This is a genomic window from Streptomyces coeruleofuscus (genome assembly GCF_039532725.1).
Classification (GTDB): Bacteria; Actinomycetota; Actinomycetes; order Streptomycetales; family Streptomycetaceae; genus Streptomyces; species Streptomyces coeruleofuscus.
On record NZ_BAAASE010000001.1, the window covers coordinates 67,008 to 85,478 of the forward strand.

The 18,471-nt window shown below is 69.9% G+C and carries 14 protein-coding genes; 9 read left to right on the forward strand and 5 right to left on the reverse strand.

Features of this window, described 5'->3' with window-relative positions:
• Positions 1-256: 256 nt before the first annotated feature.
• Positions 257-2,233, forward strand: a complete 1,977-nt coding sequence (locus ABFX81_RS00285) for an ATP-dependent DNA helicase (RefSeq protein WP_346137457.1) — start codon at positions 257-259, stop codon at positions 2,231-2,233.
• A 166-nt stretch (positions 2,234-2,399) separates the two neighbouring features.
• On the opposite strand, the gene lexA is transcribed toward ABFX81_RS00285, so the two are convergent.
• On the reverse strand, positions 2,400-3,179 hold the full coding sequence (gene lexA, locus ABFX81_RS00290) for a transcriptional repressor LexA (RefSeq protein WP_010034857.1): 780 nt from the start codon (positions 3,177-3,179) through the stop codon (positions 2,400-2,402).
• Positions 3,180-3,801: 622 nt separating this feature from the next.
• On the opposite strand from lexA, the gene nrdR reads away from it, so the two are divergent.
• Together nrdR and ABFX81_RS00300 are read left to right on the forward strand one after the other, a co-directional pair.
• Positions 3,802-4,362 (forward strand): transcriptional regulator NrdR, encoded by a 561-nt coding sequence (gene nrdR / locus ABFX81_RS00295; RefSeq protein WP_086855064.1) that lies wholly within the window; start codon positions 3,802-3,804, stop codon positions 4,360-4,362.
• 164 nt (positions 4,363-4,526) lie between these two features.
• Positions 4,527-7,403, forward strand: a complete 2,877-nt coding sequence (locus tag ABFX81_RS00300; RefSeq protein ID WP_086855063.1) for a vitamin B12-dependent ribonucleotide reductase — start codon at positions 4,527-4,529, stop codon at positions 7,401-7,403.
• A 254-nt stretch (positions 7,404-7,657) separates the two neighbouring features.
• Here the strand turns inward: ABFX81_RS00300 and ABFX81_RS00305 are convergent, their stop codons facing one another.
• Positions 7,658-8,191: a TerD family protein gene (locus tag ABFX81_RS00305; RefSeq protein ID WP_086855482.1), complete on the reverse strand. Its 534-nt coding sequence runs from the start codon at positions 8,189-8,191 to the stop codon at positions 7,658-7,660.
• Positions 8,192-8,346: 155 nt separating this feature from the next.
• Between ABFX81_RS00305 and ABFX81_RS00310 the strand changes: the two genes are divergently transcribed.
• The 3 genes from ABFX81_RS00310 to ABFX81_RS00320 all read left to right on the forward strand — a co-directional run bounded on the left by ABFX81_RS00310 (position 8,347) and on the right by ABFX81_RS00320 (position 10,682).
• Positions 8,347-8,952 (forward strand): YdbC family protein, encoded by a 606-nt coding sequence (locus ABFX81_RS00310; RefSeq protein WP_346137459.1) that lies wholly within the window; start codon positions 8,347-8,349, stop codon positions 8,950-8,952.
• A 149-nt stretch (positions 8,953-9,101) separates the two neighbouring features.
• Entirely contained in the window at positions 9,102-9,761 is a 660-nt protein-coding gene (locus tag ABFX81_RS00315) for a histidine phosphatase family protein (protein WP_086849097.1), read from the forward strand.
• A 12-nt stretch (positions 9,762-9,773) separates the two neighbouring features.
• Positions 9,774-10,682: an ADP-ribosylglycohydrolase family protein gene (locus ABFX81_RS00320; protein WP_086849095.1), complete on the forward strand. Its 909-nt coding sequence runs from the start codon at positions 9,774-9,776 to the stop codon at positions 10,680-10,682.
• Between the two features lie 543 nt (positions 10,683-11,225).
• On the opposite strand, the gene ABFX81_RS00325 is transcribed toward ABFX81_RS00320, so the two are convergent.
• A complete protein-coding gene (locus ABFX81_RS00325) occupies positions 11,226-12,773 on the reverse strand; it encodes a DHA2 family efflux MFS transporter permease subunit (protein WP_086849093.1) in 1,548 nt (515 codons plus the stop codon).
• A 187-nt stretch (positions 12,774-12,960) separates the two neighbouring features.
• Here ABFX81_RS00325 and ABFX81_RS00330 point away from each other — a divergent pair, with 187 nt between their 5' ends.
• The 3 genes from ABFX81_RS00330 (at position 12,961) to ABFX81_RS00340 (ending at position 15,063) form a co-directional block, all read left to right on the forward strand.
• Positions 12,961-13,581 carry a TetR/AcrR family transcriptional regulator C-terminal ligand-binding domain-containing protein gene (locus tag ABFX81_RS00330; protein WP_086849091.1) on the forward strand — a complete coding sequence of 207 codons (621 nt, stop codon included), beginning with the start codon at positions 12,961-12,963 and terminating at the stop codon, positions 13,579-13,581.
• 82 nt (positions 13,582-13,663) lie between these two features.
• Positions 13,664-14,365, forward strand: a complete 702-nt coding sequence (locus tag ABFX81_RS00335) for a ribonuclease HII (protein ID WP_086849089.1) — start codon at positions 13,664-13,666, stop codon at positions 14,363-14,365.
• Positions 14,366-14,433: 68 nt separating this feature from the next.
• Positions 14,434-15,063 (forward strand): hypothetical protein, encoded by a 630-nt coding sequence (locus ABFX81_RS00340; RefSeq protein ID WP_086849087.1) that lies wholly within the window; start codon positions 14,434-14,436, stop codon positions 15,061-15,063.
• Positions 15,064-15,302: 239 nt separating this feature from the next.
• Here ABFX81_RS00340 and ABFX81_RS00345 read toward each other — a convergent pair whose 3' ends face one another.
• Both ABFX81_RS00345 and ABFX81_RS00350 read right to left on the reverse strand, forming a co-directional pair.
• A complete protein-coding gene (locus ABFX81_RS00345) occupies positions 15,303-15,917 on the reverse strand; it encodes a hypothetical protein (protein WP_086849086.1) in 615 nt (204 codons plus the stop codon).
• A gap of 358 nt (positions 15,918-16,275) precedes the next feature.
• Positions 16,276-18,441, reverse strand: a complete 2,166-nt coding sequence (locus ABFX81_RS00350) for a RecQ family ATP-dependent DNA helicase (protein WP_086849083.1) — start codon at positions 18,439-18,441, stop codon at positions 16,276-16,278.
• Between the last annotated feature and the right edge of the window lie 30 nt (positions 18,442-18,471).

Here is an 18,471-nt window from a genome sequence, read left to right on the forward strand (position 1 = left end):
GTGCACCACGTCGTGACAACGGAAGGCCGGGGCCGGCTCCAGCCCGCACCGCGTACAGCTGGCGCCGCCCGCCCTGCCGGCCCGCCTACAGCCCGAGCCGCCCCGCCCGTTCCCAACCCGTCACGACCCCCGGGCCCAGCACTACCCCTCCGCCTATCCGAGCCGCCCTCACCGAGGAGTCCAAGGTCTTGATCCCGTCCCCCGTCCCCGCCTTGATCACCCGTTTGTCAGTGCTGGGTCGTAGGGTGGTCGCGCTATGACGAAGCCCTCACTCCCCGAACTCCTGCATGCTGCCGTCACTGCCGTCGGCGGTACGGAGCGCCCCGGTCAGGTGGCCATGGCCGAAGCCGTCGCGGAAGCGATCGACGACGGCTCCCACCTGCTGGTCCAGGCCGGCACCGGCACCGGCAAGTCGCTGGGCTATCTCGTGCCCGCGCTCGCGCACGGGGAGCGTGTGGTCGTCGCGACCGCCACCCTGGCACTCCAGCGCCAGTTGGTTGAGCGCGACCTGCCGAGAACGGTCGAGTCGCTGCACCCCCTGCTGCGCCGCCGCCCGGAGTTCGCGATGCTCAAGGGCCGGTCGAACTACCTGTGCCTGCACCGCCTGCACGAGGGTGTCCCGCAGGACGAGGAGGAGGGCCTCTTCGACCAGTTCGAGGCGGCCGCGCCCACCAGCAAGCTGGGCCAGGACCTGCTGCGGGTGCGCGACTGGGCCGACGAGACCGAGAACGGCGATCGTGACGACCTCACGCCCGGCATCTCGGACCGGGCCTGGGCCCAGGTGTCGGTGTCGTCGAGGGAGTGCCTGGGCGCCTCGAAGTGCGCCTACGGCGCGGAGTGCTTCGCCGAGATGGCCCGCGAGCGCGCCAAGCTCTCCGACGTCGTCGTCACCAACCACGCACTGCTCGCGATCGACGCCATCGAGGGCGCCCCGGTCCTGCCGCAGCACGAGGTGCTGATCGTCGACGAGGCCCATGAGCTGGTCTCGCGCGTCACCGGAGTCGCCACCGGCGAGCTCACCCCCGGCCAGGTCAACCGCGCGGTGCGCCGGGCTGCGAAACTCGTCAACGAGAAGGCCGCGGACCAGCTCCAGACCGCCGCCGAGGGTTTCGAGCGGCTGATGGAGCTCGCGCTGCCCGGCCGCCTGGAGGAGATTCCGGAGGACCTCGGGTATGCCCTCATGGCACTGCGCGACGCGTGCCGCACGGTCATCTCCGCCATCGGCACGACCCGCGACAAGTCCGTCCAGGACGAGGACGCGGTCCGCAAGCAGGCCCTGGCGGCCGTGGAGAACGTGCACGACGTGGCGGAACGGATCACGAACGGCTCCGAGTGGGACGTGGTCTGGTACGAGCGCCACGACCGCTTCGGCGCCTCCCTGCGCGTCGCCCCCATGTCCGTCTCGGGGCTGCTGCGGGAGAAGCTCTTCGCGGACCGCTCCGTGGTCCTGACGTCCGCGACGCTGAAGCTGGGCGGGGACTTCAACGGGGTCGGCGCGTCCCTCGGGCTTGCTCCCGAGGGGACCGAGGGCGATGACCTCCCGAAGTGGAAGGGCATCGACGTCGGCTCGCCCTTCGACTACCGCAAGCAGGGCATCCTGTACGTCGCGAGGCACCTGGCGCGCCCCGCGCGGGACGGCGACCGCGGCGACATGCTCGACGAGCTCACGGAACTCATCCAGGCGGCGGGGGGCCGCACCCTGGGCCTGTTCTCCTCCATGCGGGGCGCCCAGCTGGCCGCCGAGGAACTGCGTTCCCGGATCCCGGAGTTCCCGATCCTCCTCCAGGGGGAGGAGACCCTCGGGGAACTCATCAAGAACTTCGCGGCCGACCCGAAGACCTGCCTGTTCGGCACCCTGTCGCTGTGGCAGGGCGTGGACGTCCCCGGCCCCAGCTGCCAGCTGGTCGTCATGGACAAGATCCCGTTCCCACGCCCCGACGACCCGCTGATGAGCGCCCGCCAGAAGGCGGTGGAGGACGCGGGCGGCAACGGCTTCATGGCGGTCGCCGCCACGCACGCCGCGCTCCTCATGGCCCAGGGCGCCGGCCGCCTCGTCCGGGCTTCGGGCGACCGGGGTGTGGTCGCCGTGCTGGACCAGCGTCTGGCAAACGCGCGGTACGGCGGCTATCTGAAGGCGTCACTGCCCGACTTCTGGTACACGACGGACCGTAATCAGGTGCGGAAGTCGCTGGCGGCGATCGACGCGCTGGCGAAGCAGACGGAAGGCGACTGAGCCTCGGGGCGGTCTGCGGTCTGCGGTCTGCGGCGGCTAAGCCGCGGGCCGATCCCTACCCCCTTGCACCGGGCCCGGACAGCGCAGGGCCCCGGAACCGGCGCAGGGGTCCCGGGGCCCGGTCAGAGGGAGGGCCCGCTGGGCCCACCCGACGCGGTGCGCGGTGTCAGACGCGGCGCAGTACGGCCACCACCTTGCCGAGGATGGTCGCGTCGTCGCCGGGGATCGGCTCGTAGGCCGCGTTGTGCGGCAGGAGCCAGACGTGGCCGTCCTCGCGCTTGAACCGCTTGACGGTGGCTTCTCCGTCGAGCATCGCGGCCACGATGTCGCCGTTCTCGGCGACCGGTTGGCGGCGGACCGTGACCCAGTCGCCGTCGCAGATGGCGGCCTCGATCATCGAGTCACCGACGACCTTCAGGACGAACAGCTCACCGTCGCCGACGAGCTGGCGGGGAAGAGGGAAGACGTCCTCGACGGACTCCTCGGCGAGAATCGGGCCACCGGCGGCGATTCGGCCGACCAGCGGGACGTACGACGCGGCCGGCTTGCCCGCGGTGTCCGTGGGCTGCACGGAGGCGGCCTGATCGGAACCGCGCACCTCGTAGGCGCGCGGGCGGTGCGGGTCACGGCGCAGGAAGCCCTTGCGCTCCAGTGCCATCAGCTGGTGTGCGACGGAAGAGGTGCTGGACAGGCCGACGGCCTGGCCGATCTCGCGCATCGACGGCGGGTAGCCGCGCCGCTGCACCGAATCCCTGATGACCTCGATCACGCGACGCTGGCGGTCGGTGAGTCCGGAACTGTCCGCCCGGATGCCGGGAGGTCGTCCCGGCAGAGAGCGCTTGTGCCCCTCCGGGTTCGTGGCTTCGTTCATCGCGTGCACCGGCTCCAGTCGGCCCTGGGAGCGCTCCTGGGCTGTGATGGCGGCACTGTCTGCGGTGGTGGTCACGTCGGCCCCTCTCGATGGTCTCCCTGCTGGACAACGGTAGTTGCTTTCGAAAGGTTGCGCCAAACACACGTTCGAGTGAAAAATCGCGAATCGGCTGACGCGATCATGTGTCCGGGTGTATTGGCTACCGCTCCACCTGGCGGGCAAAAGCGCCCATTGCTGTACTCTTCACCGCCGGGGTGATCGTCTCGGGGACTGTTGCCCCAGTCTGCCATCCGGCATTCCCCTGCCCCGGGACCAGCCCTCATCTGTGCGGGAGTCCCACGTCCCCTCCTCGCGGCGCCCACGGTATCTCCGCATGTGCCACAGCGATACGGCTGTGCGCGTACGGATGCGGCCGGCGGATGTGGCGGACCGTGTCCGGAGGTGCGGCCGCAGGCGTGCGAGGTCGGGCGCGTCGCGGTCGGTCGCGCGTCACCTGCGTCTACTTGGGCGACACGCGCGTATGGCGTGGATGTATGAGCCAATCCCCACATCTAGTGGTTGGATTGCAGCAGCAGCCCACAAGTTGTGGTCCCCCGGGTCTCAGTGCCCATGGTCATCGCCTATGCTGGGGGCTGCTTCGTGGGGCGCAAGAGACCCAGCGAGGCTATTGAGTCTGCTGTGAGGAGGGTTGGAGTTCATGCACTGCCCCTTCTGCAGGCACCCCGACAGCCGTGTCGTCGACAGTCGTACGACCGACGACGGCACATCGATCCGCAGGCGCCGCCAGTGCCCTGACTGCTCCCGTCGTTTCACGACCGTGGAGACGTGCTCGCTCATGGTGGTCAAGCGGTCCGGAGTCACCGAACCCTTCAGCCGTACCAAGATCATCAATGGTGTGCGCAAGGCGTGTCAGGGACGGCCCGTCACCGAGGACGCGCTCGCCCAGCTCGGCCAGCGGGTCGAGGAGGCGGTGCGGGCCACCGGAAGCGCCGAGCTGACCACTCACGACGTGGGGCTGGCCATACTCGGCCCGTTGCAGGAGCTCGATCTCGTCGCCTATCTGCGATTCGCCTCCGTCTACCGGGCGTTCGACTCGCTCGAGGACTTCGAGGCGGCCATCGCGGAGCTCAGGGAAGAGACGGGACCCCCCGGCACGGACGACGGAGACGGCGAGGGCGCGGGGGCGGGGAGCCAGGAAGACGACCGCGGGCCCGGAGGGACGACACACGTCCCCGAGCCCGCAGGCGCCGCCGACTGACCGGCGGGCCGGACCCGGACGGCAGCTCCGGGCCCGGCCGGGCGGCGGCGATGTGAAGACCTGTTGCGGGCGAGGTGAGTGGGTGCCCGCAACACCAGACAGAACACCGTGCCACGGGAACAACGGGGCACTTCAGGGCGTTTTCGCCCGTACAGGGAGGCGGCATGACAGAGACGGCGAGTGGTCCGGCACGGAGTTCCCGCGCCAAGAGCACCAAGGCGAGCAAGGGCCTGCGTATCGAGCGCATCCACACCACCCCTGGGGTCCACCCGTACGACGAGGTGGCCTGGGAGCGCCGTGACGTCGTCATGACCAACTGGCGCGACGGCTCGGTCAACTTCGAGCAGCGCGGCGTCGAGTTCCCCGACTTCTGGTCGGTGAACGCGGTCAACATCGTCACCAGCAAGTACTTCCGCGGTGCCGTCGGCACCCCGCAGCGCGAGACCAGCCTCAAGCAGCTGATCGACCGCATCGTGAAGACGTACCGGAAGGCCGGAGAGGACCACAAGTACTTCGCCTCGCCCGCCGACGCCGAGATCTTCGAGCACGAGCTGGCGTACGCCCTCCTGCACCAGATCTTCAGCTTCAACAGCCCTGTCTGGTTCAACGTCGGCACCAAGCAGCCCCAGCAGGTCTCCGCCTGCTTCATCCTGTCCGTCGACGACTCCATGGAGTCGATCCTCGACTGGTACAAGGAAGAGGGCATGATCTTCAAGGGCGGCTCCGGCGCCGGCCTGAACCTCTCCCGGATCCGCTCCTCCAAGGAACTGCTGTCCTCCGGCGGCAACGCCTCCGGACCGGTCTCCTTCATGCGCGGTGCCGACGCCTCCGCAGGAACGATCAAGTCCGGTGGCGCCACCCGCCGCGCCGCCAAGATGGTCGTCCTCGACGTGGACCACCCGGACATCGAGGACTTCATCGAGACCAAGGTCAAGGAAGAGGAGAAGATCCGCGTCCTGCGCGACGCGGGCTTCGACATGGACCTGGGCGGCGACGACATCGCGTCCGTCCAGTACCAGAACGCCAACAACTCGGTCCGCGTGAACGACGAGTTCATGACGGCCGTCGAGCAGGGCGGCCAGTTCGGCCTGCGGGGCCGGATGTCCGGTGAGGTCATCGAGGAGGTCGACGCCAAGTCGCTCTTCCGCAAGATCGCCGAGGCCGCCTGGGCCTGTGCCGACCCCGGCATCCAGTACGACGACACCATCAACAACTGGCACACCTGCCCCGAGTCCGGCCGGATCACCGCGTCGAACCCGTGCAGCGAGTACATGCACCTGGACAACACGTCCTGCAACCTGGCCTCGCTGAACCTGATGAAGTTCCTGAAGGACGACGGCAAGGGCAACCAGTCCTTCGAGGCCGAGCGCTTCCAGAAGGTCGTCGAGCTGGTCATCACCGCGATGGACATCTCGATCTGCTTCGCGGACTTCCCGACCCAGAAGATCGGCGAGAACACGCGTGCGTTCCGCCAGCTCGGCATCGGCTACGCCAACCTCGGCGCCCTGCTGATGGCCACCGGCCACGCCTACGACTCCGACGGCGGCCGCTCCCTCGCCGGTGCCATCACCTCCCTGATGACCGGCACGGCGTACCGCCGCTCCGCCGAGCTCGCCGCGGTCGTCGGCCCGTACGACGGGTACGCCCGCAACGCCGACGCCCACAAGCGCGTCATGAAGCAGCACTCCGACGCCAACGACAAGGCCGTCCGCATGGACGACCTGGACACCCCGGTGTGGGCCGCCGCCAGCGAGTCGTGGCAGGACGTACTGCGCCTCGGCGAGAAGAACGGTTTCCGTAACTCCCAGGCGTCCGTGCTCGCCCCGACCGGCACCATCGGCCTCGCGATGTCCTGCGACACCACCGGTGTCGAGCCCGACCTCGCGCTGGTCAAGTTCAAGAAGCTGGTCGGCGGCGGCTCGATGCAGATCGTCAACGGCACGGTCCCGCAGGCCCTGCGCCGCCTCGGCTACCTGGAAGAGCAGATCGAGGCGATCGTCGCCCACATCGCCGACCACGGCAACGTGATCGACGCGCCCGGTCTCAAGCCCGAGCACTACGAGGTGTTCGACTGCGCCATGGGTGAGCGGGCCATCTCCCCGATGGGCCACGTCCGCATGATGGCCGCGATCCAGCCGTGGATCTCCGGTGCCATCTCCAAGACGGTCAACATGCCGGAGACGGCGACCGTCGAGGAGGTCGAGGAGATCTACTTCGAGGCCTGGAAGCTGGGCGTCAAGGCGCTCGCGATCTACCGCGACAACTGCAAGGTCGGCCAGCCGCTCTCCACCAAGAAGTGGGAGGAGAAGACCGAGGAGCCCGCCGCCGTCGAGGCCAAGGTCGAGAAGGTCGTCGAGTACCGCCCGGTCCGCAAGCGCCTTCCGAAGGGACGTCCCGGCATCACCACGTCCTTCACCGTCGGCGGTGCCGAGGGCTACATGACCGCCAACTCCTACCCGGACGACGGTCTCGGCGAGGTCTTCCTGAAGATGTCCAAGCAGGGCTCGACCCTCGCGGGCATGATGGACGCCTTCTCCATCGCGGTCTCCGTCGGCCTCCAGTACGGCGTCCCGCTGGAGACGTACGTCTCGAAGTTCACCAACATGCGCTTCGAGCCGGCCGGCATGACGGACGACCCGGACGTGCGGATGGCGCAGTCGATCGTCGATTACATCTTCCGCCGCCTGGCGCTGGACTTCCTGCCGTTCGAGACGCGCTCCGCGCTCGGCATCCACTCGGCCGAGGAGCGTCAGCGTCACCTGGAGACCGGTTCGTACGAGCCGAACGAGGACGAGGTCGACGTCGAGGGCCTGGCCCAGTCGGCGCCGCGGGCCCAGGAGCTGAAGGCCGTCTCCGCGCCGAAGAACGAAGTGGTGGCCCAGCCCGCACCGCAGCAGGCGCACACCAGCGCCGAACTGGTGGAGATGCAGATGGGCATCCAGGCCGACGCCCCGCTGTGCTTCTCCTGCGGTACGAAGATGCAGCGCGCCGGTTCCTGCTACATCTGCGAAGGCTGCGGTTCGACCAGCGGTTGCAGCTGACGCTCAGCGCCTTGAGTAGATGACAGAGGGGCACCGCCTTCGGGCCGGTGCCCCTCTTGTCGTCAGGGGTTACGGAAGCCGGCGCGCTTGTCCAGTACACACCGGCGCGCTTGTCCAGTGCACAGAGGTTCACCCCAGTCCGGGTGGCCGGGACGGCGTTCGACCCGGCGGCCGTCGGCCAGCCGTGCCTCGCAGTCCCAGCCGCCCCGAACAGGCCGAGCCCATCCCAGCCCTGCAGGCTCCCTGGGAGAAGCTCACGGCTGGTGCGCGGCACCCATCGTCCTGGCGAAGTCCGCGGGGTCACCCTCAAAACCACGGACGCCGGGCCGGAAGTCCCAGGGACCGGAACCGTCCCGGACGAACTCCGCGACCGTCGCCGCAGTGGCCCCCAGCACGCCCCCGAAGTCGTCCTCGGCCAGGACCGTGTACCCCTCGCGGATGCGCAGCCCGGGGTTCACCACACTGACGAAAGTGCGCTCCGCCGGGCGCTGCTGGATGACGATGCCGACCACCACGCGCGCGTACCGGCCGTCGAGCCGGTCGAGTTCCAGCGTCATGACCTCGTCGTAGCCGAAACCCTGGCCGTCCTTGCTGTCCCGGTTGAGATAGATGGTGCCGTCGGGGGAGCGGCTGTCGAAGTGCACCACGTAGGCGGGATCGCCGTGCGGATCATCCGCCAGATAGGTCGCCGCGACGAGGTCCAGGTCGGTGGACGGCTGTCCCGCCGGACTGGGATCCCACCGCACCGCGATCTCGACCTTGCGAAGCCCCTTGTTGAGCCCGTCCACCGGCGTCCCCTTCCCCGTACCGACTTGCCCGTCCACCTCAACTGCCGGGCCGTCACGACTGTTTGTCCATCCTGCCACGCGTGCGGGTGCGCGCGCCGGAGAGCGGTCCAGCCGAGAGTGACCGGCGCCACGCTCCCTGGCCTTACCATGGCGCGGTGCTGGTCAAGTGGATTCGCTGCACCGTGGTGGACCGCCGTGGTTTTGAGCGGGGGCAGCGGAAGTGGGCGGGGCTTCTGGGGGAGCCGGGGTTTCGGGGACAAGGGGGTGGCTGGAGCCGGGGGCGGCCGGACGTGGTGCACATCTTCGCGTTCTGGGAGAGCCGCGCCTTCTACGACTCCTTCATGGCGCGATCCCACGACCGGCTCGCGTCGACCCAGTCGGGCACGTTCAAGGACGCCCAGGTCAGACTCTTCGACTACCGCTTCGACGTGAAGACCGGGTTCGAACCGCGCTTCACGGACGCCGACCTGTTGCGGGTCGCGCTCTGCCGTGTCCACGAGGAGCGGGTCGAGCACTTCGTGCTGATGCAGGAGAAGGTCTGGAACCCGGCGATGGCCGGCTCGCCCGGCATGGTGCGCGGACTGTTCGGCGAGGCGCCCGGGAACGAGTTCATGGTGCTGTCGATGTGGCGGTCGGCCGCAGAGCACGGCAAGTACCGCGCCGAGCGCGTGGAACGGCTCGCCCTGCGGGCCCAGACGGAGGCGGACGTAGCGGCGCTCACGGGGGACGTCGTGGATATGGAGCCGAGCTGGACGGTCTGACATTCGGGTGGTTGACGGGCCTGAATCGATGGATCCCGGTCGGACATACGTGCGACATGTGTGATCTGTGGTGCAGTATGTGTGTGACCTACGTTGTATGGGCGCGGTACGAGTGCTCGACGAGCCCTCACCCGATCTAGGGTTTTGGCATGGCACGACCACGGCGCATCGTCCTTGTCCGGCACGGCGAGTCAACGGGCAATGTTGATGACTCCGTGTACGAGCGTGAACCCGACCACGCCCTGGCGCTGACCGAACGGGGCCGGCGGCAGGCGGAGGCGACGGGGGAGCAGCTGCGCGGGCTGTTCGGCGGCGAGCGCGTCAGCGTGTACGTCTCCCCGTACCGCCGCACCCACGAGACGCTGCGCGCCTTCCGTCTCGACCCCGGGCTCATACGGGTTCGCGAGGAACCCCGGCTGCGCGAGCAGGACTGGGGCAACTGGCAGGACCGGGACGAGGTCCGCCTCCAGAAGACCTACCGTGACGCGTACGGCCACTTCTTCTACCGTTTCGTCCAGGGCGAGTCCGGCGCCGACGTCTACGACCGGGTCGGCGGCTTCCTGGAGAGCCTGTTCCGCAGCTTCGAGGACCCTGACCACCCGCCGAACGTCCTGATCGTCACCCACGGTCTGGCCATGCGGCTGTTCTGCATGCGGTGGTTCCACTGGACGGTCGCCGAGTTCGAGTCGCTGTCGAACCCGGGGAACGGCGAGGTGCGGATGCTCGTTCTCGGAGACGACGGCAAGTACACGCTTGACCGGCCGTTCGACCGCTGGCGAGATCCCGAGCCCTACGGGATCACCGGATAGAGTGGCAGGGCGATGACCGCTGATTCCTCACCCGACGGGCGCCTGGACCGCGCCCTGGCCAGCCTGCGCGGACTGTCCGTCGGGGACGCCCTGGGCTCCCAGTACTTCGTGCCGGTGAACTACCCGCTGCTGAAGCGCCGCGAGGTGCCGTCCGGGCCGTGGCAGTGGACCGACGACACGGAGATGGCCGCCTCTGTGGTCGCCGTCCTGGTCGCCCACCGCCGCATCGACCAGGACGCCCTGGCGCGGTCCTTCGCCGAGCACCACGATTTCGACCGGGGCTACGGTCCCGCGGTCAACCGCATGCTGCGGCTCGTCCGGGAGGGCGGCGACTGGCGTGAACTCGCCGCGGGGCTCTTCAACGGACAGGGGTCCTGGGGAAACGGCGCCGCGATGCGGATCGCCCCGCTGGGCGCCTGGTACGCGGACGACCCGGAGCAGGCGACCCACCAGGCGGAGATCTCGGCCTACACGACCCACCAGCATCGCGAGGCCGTCGTCGGTGCCATGGCCGTCTCCGCGGCCGCCGCGTTCGCCGCCGCCCCGGGAGGGCCGCCCGGCGCCGAGGCCCTCATGGACGGGGTCATCGACCTGGTGCCGAAGAAGAGCGCGGTCGGTGCGGGACTGCGCCGGGCCCGGGACATGCTCGACTACGGCGACCCTGCCACGGTCGCGGCGGTCCTGGGCTGCGGACGGCGGACGACCGCCCACGACACCGTGCCGTTCGCCCTCTGGTCGGCCGCGCGAAGCCTCGGTGATTACCAGCAGGCGTTCTGGACGACCGCCCAGGTCGGTGGGGACGTCGACACCACCTGTGCCATCGTGGGAGGTGTGATCGCTTCCGGGAAGGCGGGGGCGCCGCCCGCCGAGTGGGTGGAGCGGACGGAGCCTCTGCCGGACTGGGTGCCCGGGTCGGTCTGAGGGTCGGATCTCCCGCCCCCGTATATGCGGTCTAACGGTCGGAACTCTCCCCTGCCGGTGTGACGGGCGGAGCTCTCCGGCGTCGGCTTGGCGGTCGGAGCTTTCCTGCGTCGGCCTGGCGGTCGGAGCTCTCCCGCGTCGGGTTGAGCGATCAGAAGTCTCCGTCTGTCTTCGCGATCAGAACTCTCCGGCATCGACCCGGGGCCAAGAACTCTCCGTGCGCGTTGGGAACTCTCCGTGACCGGCTGCTCGTTGTCGTGACATCCGCTGTGCGAGCCATGAGGCCGCACACGACGGAGGTACATGCATCGAGCGCGAAAGGGGGTGGCCATGAGGGCCCTGCTCACTGTTCTGATCCACTGGTGGGACGCCTTCGCGCGCCGCGTGGGACATGCGCGTAAGGCAGGCCCGCTGCCCTCACCGTCCTTCCCCCGGACCCGGTCCGCCCATCCGGGGCCGGTCGCGATTCGGCCCGACAGCCGCCGGCAGGCCTGCTTCAAGCCCACCGGCGAGCCGCCTGAGCCGTCTCGCGATGCCTTTGCGTCAGCCCAGCCCCGGCCCGGCAGAGCCGGAGAGCGCCTCCAGGTCGCTCTTGCGGACCCGGATCACCAACCAGGCGGTGGCCAGGGCGAGGACGGCCATGGCCGCGGCCGGGATGAAAGCAGCGGAGATGCCCTCGGCCAGCACCTCGTGCCCCCACGGCGCGGGCAGCTGCTGCGTCGCGGCGAACTCCGCCTTCTGCTCCGCGGAGCCCTCGGCCATGAACTGCGGAAGCTGCTTCTCCGCCTCGTCCCTGGTCGCCGTGCCGAAGACGGTCGTCAGGATGGACAGACCCAGCGATCCGCCCACCTGCTGCGTGGTGTTGAGCAGCCCGGACGCGGCGCCGGCTTCGTGCTGGGCGACACCGGAGACGGCGGTGAGCGTGAGCGTCACGAAGTTCAGCCCCATGCCGAAGCCGAACACCAGCATCGGCCCGAGGATCCCGCCGACGTACGAGCTGTCGGAGCTGATGAGCGCCTGCCAGGCCAGTCCGATCGCCGCGAGCGCCGAGCCCAGGAGCATAAACGGCTTCGGGCCCAGCACCGGCAGGAACCGCTGCGACAAGCCGGCGCCGAGCGCGATCACGACCGTCACGGGCAGGAAGGCGAGCCCCGCCTCGATCGGGCTGTAGCCGAGCACGTTCTGCACGAACAGCACGATGTAGAAGAACATGCCGAACATCGCCGCCGCGAGGCTCAGCATGATCACGTACGTGCCCGAGCGGTTCCGGTCGGTGAACATCCTCAGCGGGGTGATCGGCTCCTTGGCCCGGGACTCGATGATCCCGAAGGCCAGCAGCAGGACCACCGCGGCGGCGAAGGATCCGATGGTGAGGCTGTCCCGCCAGCCCTCGTCCGCCGCCCGGATGAAGCCGTAGACGAGGGATGCCATGCCCGCGGTCGAGGTCACCGCGCCCGCTATGTCGAAGCGGCCGGTGTGCCGTTCGGACTCGCCGATGTAGAGCGGAGTGAGCACGGCGATCAGCACGCCGATCGGCACGTTCACGAAGAGCACCCAGCGCCAGTCGAGCCACTCGGTGAGCATGCCGCCCGCGAGCAGGCCGATGGCACCACCGCCCGCGGACACCGCGGCGAAGACACCGAAGGCCCGATTGCGCTCCGGCCCCTCGGGGAACGTGGTGGTGATGAGCGCCAGCGAGGTGGGCGACGCGATCGCGCCTCCCACGCCCTGGAGGACCCGCGCGGCCAGCAACTGCCACGGCTCCTGGGCGAGCCCGCCGAGCAGCGAGGCGAAGGTGAAGAGCAGGATGCCGGTCATGAACACCCGGCGGCGCCCGAGGAGGTCGCCGGCGCGGCCGCCGAGGAGCAGCAGACCGCCGAAAGTGAGTGTGTAGGAGCTGACGACCCAGGTGAGGTCGGTGGTGCTGAACTTGAGTGCGTCTTGAATGTGCGGGAGCGCGATGTTCACAATCGTCGCGTCGAGTACCACCATGAGCTGGCAGGCCGCGATGACGGTGAGGGCGATGCCGGGGCGCCCCTCCCGGCGTGCCGCACCTGGCTTCTGGTTCTTGAGCAATGGAGAGGTTGTCACTATGGGTCCCCCACGAGTGCGTTAGTGAACGCTCGCGTTCACTGCCGCGTCAACGGTAGTGAGTCCCCGACAGTGAACGCAAGCGTTCACTCACGGCGTTGTCGTGCGGCACGTCCCCCTTTGTCGCCGCTCGGCACGTCCCCCGTCCCCGAAATCCCCGCTTCCTCTGCTCCTTGGAGAGAGTCCGATGGTTACCCCGAGCTGGGCGGACGCCCCCGCTCAGACGGCCGCCCGCCGCCGCGGCGCCGTACTCGAACGCGCGATCCTCGACGCCGCGCTGGACCAACTCAGCACCGTCGGCTGGAACGGCCTGACGATGGAAGGGGTCGCCGCCGGCGCCCAGACCGGAAAGGCCGCCGTCTACCGGCGCTGGCCGTCCAAGGAAGACCTCGTCGCCGACGCCCTGCGTGCCGGACTGCCTCAGTTCGACGCGGTACCGGATGAAGGGAGCGTGCGTGAGGACCTCTTGGCGCTGTGCCGGCGAGCCCGTGACGCGATGTTCTCCCGGCCAGGTTTCGCGCTTCGCTCAGTGATTCACGAATGCGATACAACGCAGGCCGAGCGCTTCCATGCCGTGATCTTCGACGGGGTCGTGGAGCCCACGATCAAGATGCTGCGGGAGGTGATCGAGCGTGGGATCACGCGAGGCGAGGTGCGTTCCGACGCTGCGAACGGATACGTCTTCGACGCCATCCCGGCGATGATGATGTACCGCTCCAAGATGTGCGGTTGCGAATGGCGAGACCAGGAAATCGAGGAGATGATCGACCAGTTGATGGTTCCGCTGCTGCGGTCGAACAGCGGCTGACGGGGGCCGGGGAGAGCCGTGACACCGCTCGGCCCGACCGGGGTGTCGCGGGCGGTTGCGGGCGGCGTAACCTAGGGTCGCCATGCCGTACGAACCGCCTACTCACACCGTCGAGCGCTCCCTTCGAGCCACGACCGGAGCGAAGATCGTTGCAGGTGTCGACGAGGTGGGGCGCGGCGCGTGGGCCGGTCCCGTCACCGTCTGCGCGGCGATCACCGGACTGCGCCGGCCGCCCGAGGGTCTCACCGACTCGAAGCTGCTCACCATCAAGCGACGCACCGAACTCGCCGCGGTACTGCGGAAGTGGGTGACGTCGTACGCGTTGGGGCACGCTTCCCCGGAGGAGATAGACGACCTGGGGATGACGGCCGCGCTGCGGCTCGCCGCGGGCCGTGCCCTGGACGCCCTGCCGGTCCGCCCCGACGCGGTCATCCTCGACGGGAAGCACGACTACCTCGGCGCACCCTGGCGGGTCCGTACGGTGATCAAGGGCGACCAGTCGTGCGTGGCGGTCGCGGCGGCCTCGGTGATCGCCAAGGTCCAGCGCGACAAAATGATGGCCGAACTGGGTATCGACCATGCAGACTTCGGTTTTGCGGACAACGCCGGGTATCCCTCACCCGTGCACAAGACCGCACTGGCGGAGCGGGGCCCCACCCCGTACCACCGGTTGTCGTGGGCGTATCTTGATGCGCTGCCCCAGTGGCGGCACCTCAAGAAGGTCCGCAGCTGTACGGACGGAAGCGTTCCGGAAATCGAGGGTCAGCTCGGCTTCGATTTCTGACGGTTTCGTTCGCACTCATGCGCCACCCGCCGAAGCGGGCCGTACCAACGTTTGATAAATATCAACCCATGCCTCTCATTCCCGAGGAGCCTCAGATTCACGAGAGTGCCCAGGGTCCCCGCGCCACTCCGGCCAGCGGCCGTACCGCGCCGACCCCTCGCCCCGTACCCGGCCCCCGTCCCGCGGCTCCGTCGCGTCCCGGTCGTCCCGGTCCTCTCCGGCCCGCGCCGCCCGTGCAGCGCACGCCGCGTGACGCGGCCGCCAAGCCCGGTCCGTCGGGTCCCGCAGCCGATGCCACCGCTCCGGCAGCCCCGCAGATCCAGTTGATCCCGGCTTCCGCCGAAGGCGCGCTCGACGCCGCCGAGGAGGCCGTGGACCTGCTCCTGGAGTCCGGTCGCGCCCCCGGCGACGTCCTGGTGATCACGACCGGCGAACAGCACCCGTGGGCTGCCCACGAGCTGTCCTTCGGCGAGACTTCCTACTGGGCCCAGCACGACGCCGGTGACGACGTCTTCTACACGGACGCCACCGTCGCCGACCGCGCCGCGTCTCGTCCGGTGGTCGTGGTCGCCGTCAACGGCGGTGCCGAGGCCGCGGCCGCGAGCGCCCTGTCCTCGGCCCACTCCCGGGCCACTGCCCTGCTGATCGTCTGCGGTGATCCGCAGCGGATCAACTCGGTGCTGGGCACGAGCGTCTGAGTCGGTGCCGTGGCGTCCGGTCGGGCGCCGGTGGCTGACTTCGGGCGCCGCTCCGGGGGCTCCGCACGGCGGCTGCTTCGGCGCGCTCGGAGGGCTGAAGGGCGGGGCCGCGTACGGGTCTTGCCCGGGTGGCCTCAGCCTGGTCCGGGGTGCTCGTTCCGAGTGTCCGTCGAGGCAACTGTGGCGTGCCGAGCGACGGCGTACGGCCCCGAGTCCGTGCGGAACGGTCTGCCGGGGCCTCAGCGAGCCGCCGCAGCGCGGCGCAGCACCTCGGAGGCGGCGCCACCGGTGCGTGGCAGCGGCGGCGGTGCCTCCGACGTGGCGAACGGCTCCGGTGCCGAGGCCGAGTGAGGGCGGCGCCCGCCGCGGCCCTCGCCGAGCACCTGCCAGCCGTCACGGGTCAGCGTGATGTACGCCCCGCAGCGCAGCCCGTGCAGGGTGCAGGCGTCGCGCAGCCCCCACATCCACGCGCCGTCCTCCTCCGTCCAACGGGCGTCGCCCTCACGGCAGTAGAGCAGCACCGCGGTGCGCACCGGTGTGCGGCGCCGCAGATCGTGCGGGATGATCAGGCGCAGCTGCGCCAGCAGCACATTGCGGAACATCCAGCCGTCGGCCGGGGCCGGGCGGCGGACGAACGAGGCGCTCGCCCGCAGACGCTCGTCCGGGTCGAGCACGGCGATGACTGCGGTCGCCAACTGCGGGTGGTGCCGGGCGTGCAGTCCACTGACGACTTCACGGGGGTTGCGGAGCAGCGGGATCCCGGCGGCGGCCCATTCCGAGGGTTCGAGCAAGCGGTTGGCGGAAGCGGCGGACGTCGACGCCGCTGCCGAGGCCGGAGCGAATCCGAAGGTCACGGTCCTCCCTTCGGCTACGCGCCCACACTGCGGGCGGGGTCGGATTCTGGGAGCGCGCACCGCAGCGAAGCCCGACCGGATCGGCGGTCGTACCGTGCGGGAGCGGACCTCAATTCTTCCTGTCGAACTTGAATGCGGCAACGAGCAATTGGGGCAGCCGACCGTTATCAGATGATGCGCGGCTAATATCCCCACCCTGCGCGTCGCCGGGCCACCCATGGGGCGTTCGAGCACGACACGTTCGTACGTTACGGGGGTGCACGGCGTCCAGAGGTGTGCGCGACCGGCCAGGTGGCGGTGCCCGGTCAGAGGGTCGATGCCCGGCCAGGTTGCGGCGGCCGTGGCTCCCGGCACACGGTCAGCCCTGCACGGCCAGCACCAGCGGCAACACCCCCTGCGCACCGGAGCGCCGGAGCAGGCGGGCCGCGACCGCGAGGGTCCAGCCGGTCTCCGTGTAGTCGTCCACGAGGAGCACCGCGCCCTGGGCCTCGGCGAGGGTGGACGCGAGAGCGGGCGGTACGGTCAGTGCCCCGTCGAGCGCCTTCAGCCGCTGGGCGCTGTTGCTCCGGGGCCCCGGGTACACGTCGCCCGTGTATTCGACGGTGCCCAGCAGCGGCAGCCGGCCGACCTCCGCGATGCGCGCCCCCAGGGAGTGGATCAACCGGGGCCGGGTGCGCGAGGCGACGGTGACCACGCCCACCGGGCGGGGCTGCGGGTCCGACACCCCCGGGGCCCAGCCGCCGGGTCCCTTGGCCCAGTCGGCCAGCACCCCCACCACGGCCTTCGCCACGTCGTCCGGCACGGGCCCGTCGGGTGCCTGGGGCGCGAGCATCGGCCGGAGCCGGTTGCCCCAGCCGATGTCGGACAGGCGCCCCAAAGCGCGTCCAGGCGCGGCCTGTTCACCGGCCGGGATACGTCCCTTGAGGTCCACTCCGATCGCCGGCAACCCGGTCGGCCACATCCGGCGGGGCTCCACCTCGACACCCGCCCGCCCCAGGTCCACGCGCGCCGCGTCGAGCGCTTCCTCGGACATGTCCGCGGTGAAGCGCGGGCCCGCGCAGTTGTCGCAGCGACCGCACGGCTTGGCGGCCTCGTCGTCCAGCTGGCGCTGCAGGAACTCCATCCGGCACTCGGTCGTAGAGGCGTACTCGCGCATCGCCTGCTGCTCGGCCTTGCGCTGACGCGCCACCCACGCGTACCGCTCGGCGTCGTACGACCAGGGCTGCCCGGTGGCGATCCAGCCTCCCTTGACCCGCTTGACCGCCCCGTCCACGTCGAGGACCTTGAGCATCGACTCCAGGCGGGAGCGGCGCAGCTCCACCAGGGGTTCCAGGGCGGGCAGCGACAGGGGCTTCTCCGCGTGCGCGAGGATGTCGAGCGTGCGGCGCACCAGCTCTTCCGAGGGGAAGGCGAGCGACGCGAAGTACGCCCAGATCGCCTCGTCCTCCTTCCCGGGGAGCAGGAGCACCTCGGCGTGCTCCACACCGCGTCCCGCGCGGCCCACCTGCTGGTAGTAGGCGATGGGGGAGGAGGGCGAACCGAGGTGCACCACGAAACCCAGATCGGGCTTGTCGAAGCCCATGCCGAGCGCGGAGGTGGCGACCAGCGCCTTCACCTTGTTGGCGAGCAGATCCTCCTCGGCCTGCTGACGGTCGGCGTTCTCCGTCTTGCCCGTGTACGAGGCGACCGTGTGCCCGCGCTGCCGGAGGAAGGCGCTGACCTCCTCTGCGGCGGCCACGGTGAGCGTGTAGATGATCCCCGAACCCGGCAGTTCGTCGAGGTGCTCGGCGAGCCAGGCCATCCGGTGCGCGGCGTCGGACAGCCGTAGCACGCTCAGACTCAGGCTGTCCCGGTCCAGCGGGCCCCGCAGCACGAGGGCGTCCGAACTGCCGCCGGTGCCGAGCTGCTCCGCGACGTCGGCCGTCACGCGCGCGTTGGCGGTGGCGGTGGTCGCGAGCACCGGCACGCCGGGTGGAAGGTCGGCGAGCATCGTGCGCAACCGGCGGTAGTCCGGCCGGAAGTCGTGGCCCCAGTCGGAGATGCAGTGCGCCTCGTCCACCACCAGCAGCCCCGTGGCGGCCGCGAGTCGGGGCAGCACCTGATCCCGGAAGTCCGGGTTGTTCAGCCGCTCGGGACTCACCAGCAGGACATCGACCTCACCAGCGGCGATCTCGTCCTGGACGCCTTCCCATTCCTCGGTGTTGGAGGAGTTGATGGTCCGGGCGTGGATGCCCGCCCGGGCCGCCGCCTCGACCTGGTTCCGCATGAGCGCGAGCAGCGGGGACACGATCACGGTCGGACCGCTGCCCTGGGCCCGCAGCAGCGAGGTCGCCACGAAGTAGACCGCGGACTTGCCCCAGCCCGTGCGCTGGACGACCAGGGCGCGGCGTCTGTCGGCGACGAGTGCCTCGATCGCCCGCCACTGGTCCTCGCGCAGCCGGGCCGTTCCCGAGACGTCCCCGACGAGACGGGCGAGGACCGCGTCGGCCGCCGCCCGGAGATCCGCGTTGCTCGTGTGCTCCATGCGTCCCATACAACAGGACGGCACTGACAG

Coding starts and splice junctions, on each gene's coding strand:
- ABFX81_RS00285 (WP_346137457.1), top strand. CDS start 257: ATGACGAAGCCCTCACTCCCCGAACTCCTGCATGCTGCCGTCACTGCC.
- ABFX81_RS00350 (WP_086849083.1), bottom strand. CDS start 18,441: ATGGAGCACACGAGCAACGCGGATCTCCGGGCGGCGGCCGACGCGGTC.
- ABFX81_RS00330 (WP_086849091.1), top strand. CDS start 12,961: ATGGTTACCCCGAGCTGGGCGGACGCCCCCGCTCAGACGGCCGCCCGC.
- ABFX81_RS00320 (WP_086849095.1), top strand. CDS start 9,774: ATGACCGCTGATTCCTCACCCGACGGGCGCCTGGACCGCGCCCTGGCC.
- ABFX81_RS00300 (WP_086855063.1), top strand. CDS start 4,527: ATGACAGAGACGGCGAGTGGTCCGGCACGGAGTTCCCGCGCCAAGAGC.
- ABFX81_RS00335 (WP_086849089.1), top strand. CDS start 13,664: ATGCCGTACGAACCGCCTACTCACACCGTCGAGCGCTCCCTTCGAGCC.
- ABFX81_RS00315 (WP_086849097.1), top strand. CDS start 9,102: ATGGCACGACCACGGCGCATCGTCCTTGTCCGGCACGGCGAGTCAACG.
- ABFX81_RS00340 (WP_086849087.1), top strand. CDS start 14,434: ATGCCTCTCATTCCCGAGGAGCCTCAGATTCACGAGAGTGCCCAGGGT.
- nrdR (WP_086855064.1), top strand. CDS start 3,802: ATGCACTGCCCCTTCTGCAGGCACCCCGACAGCCGTGTCGTCGACAGT.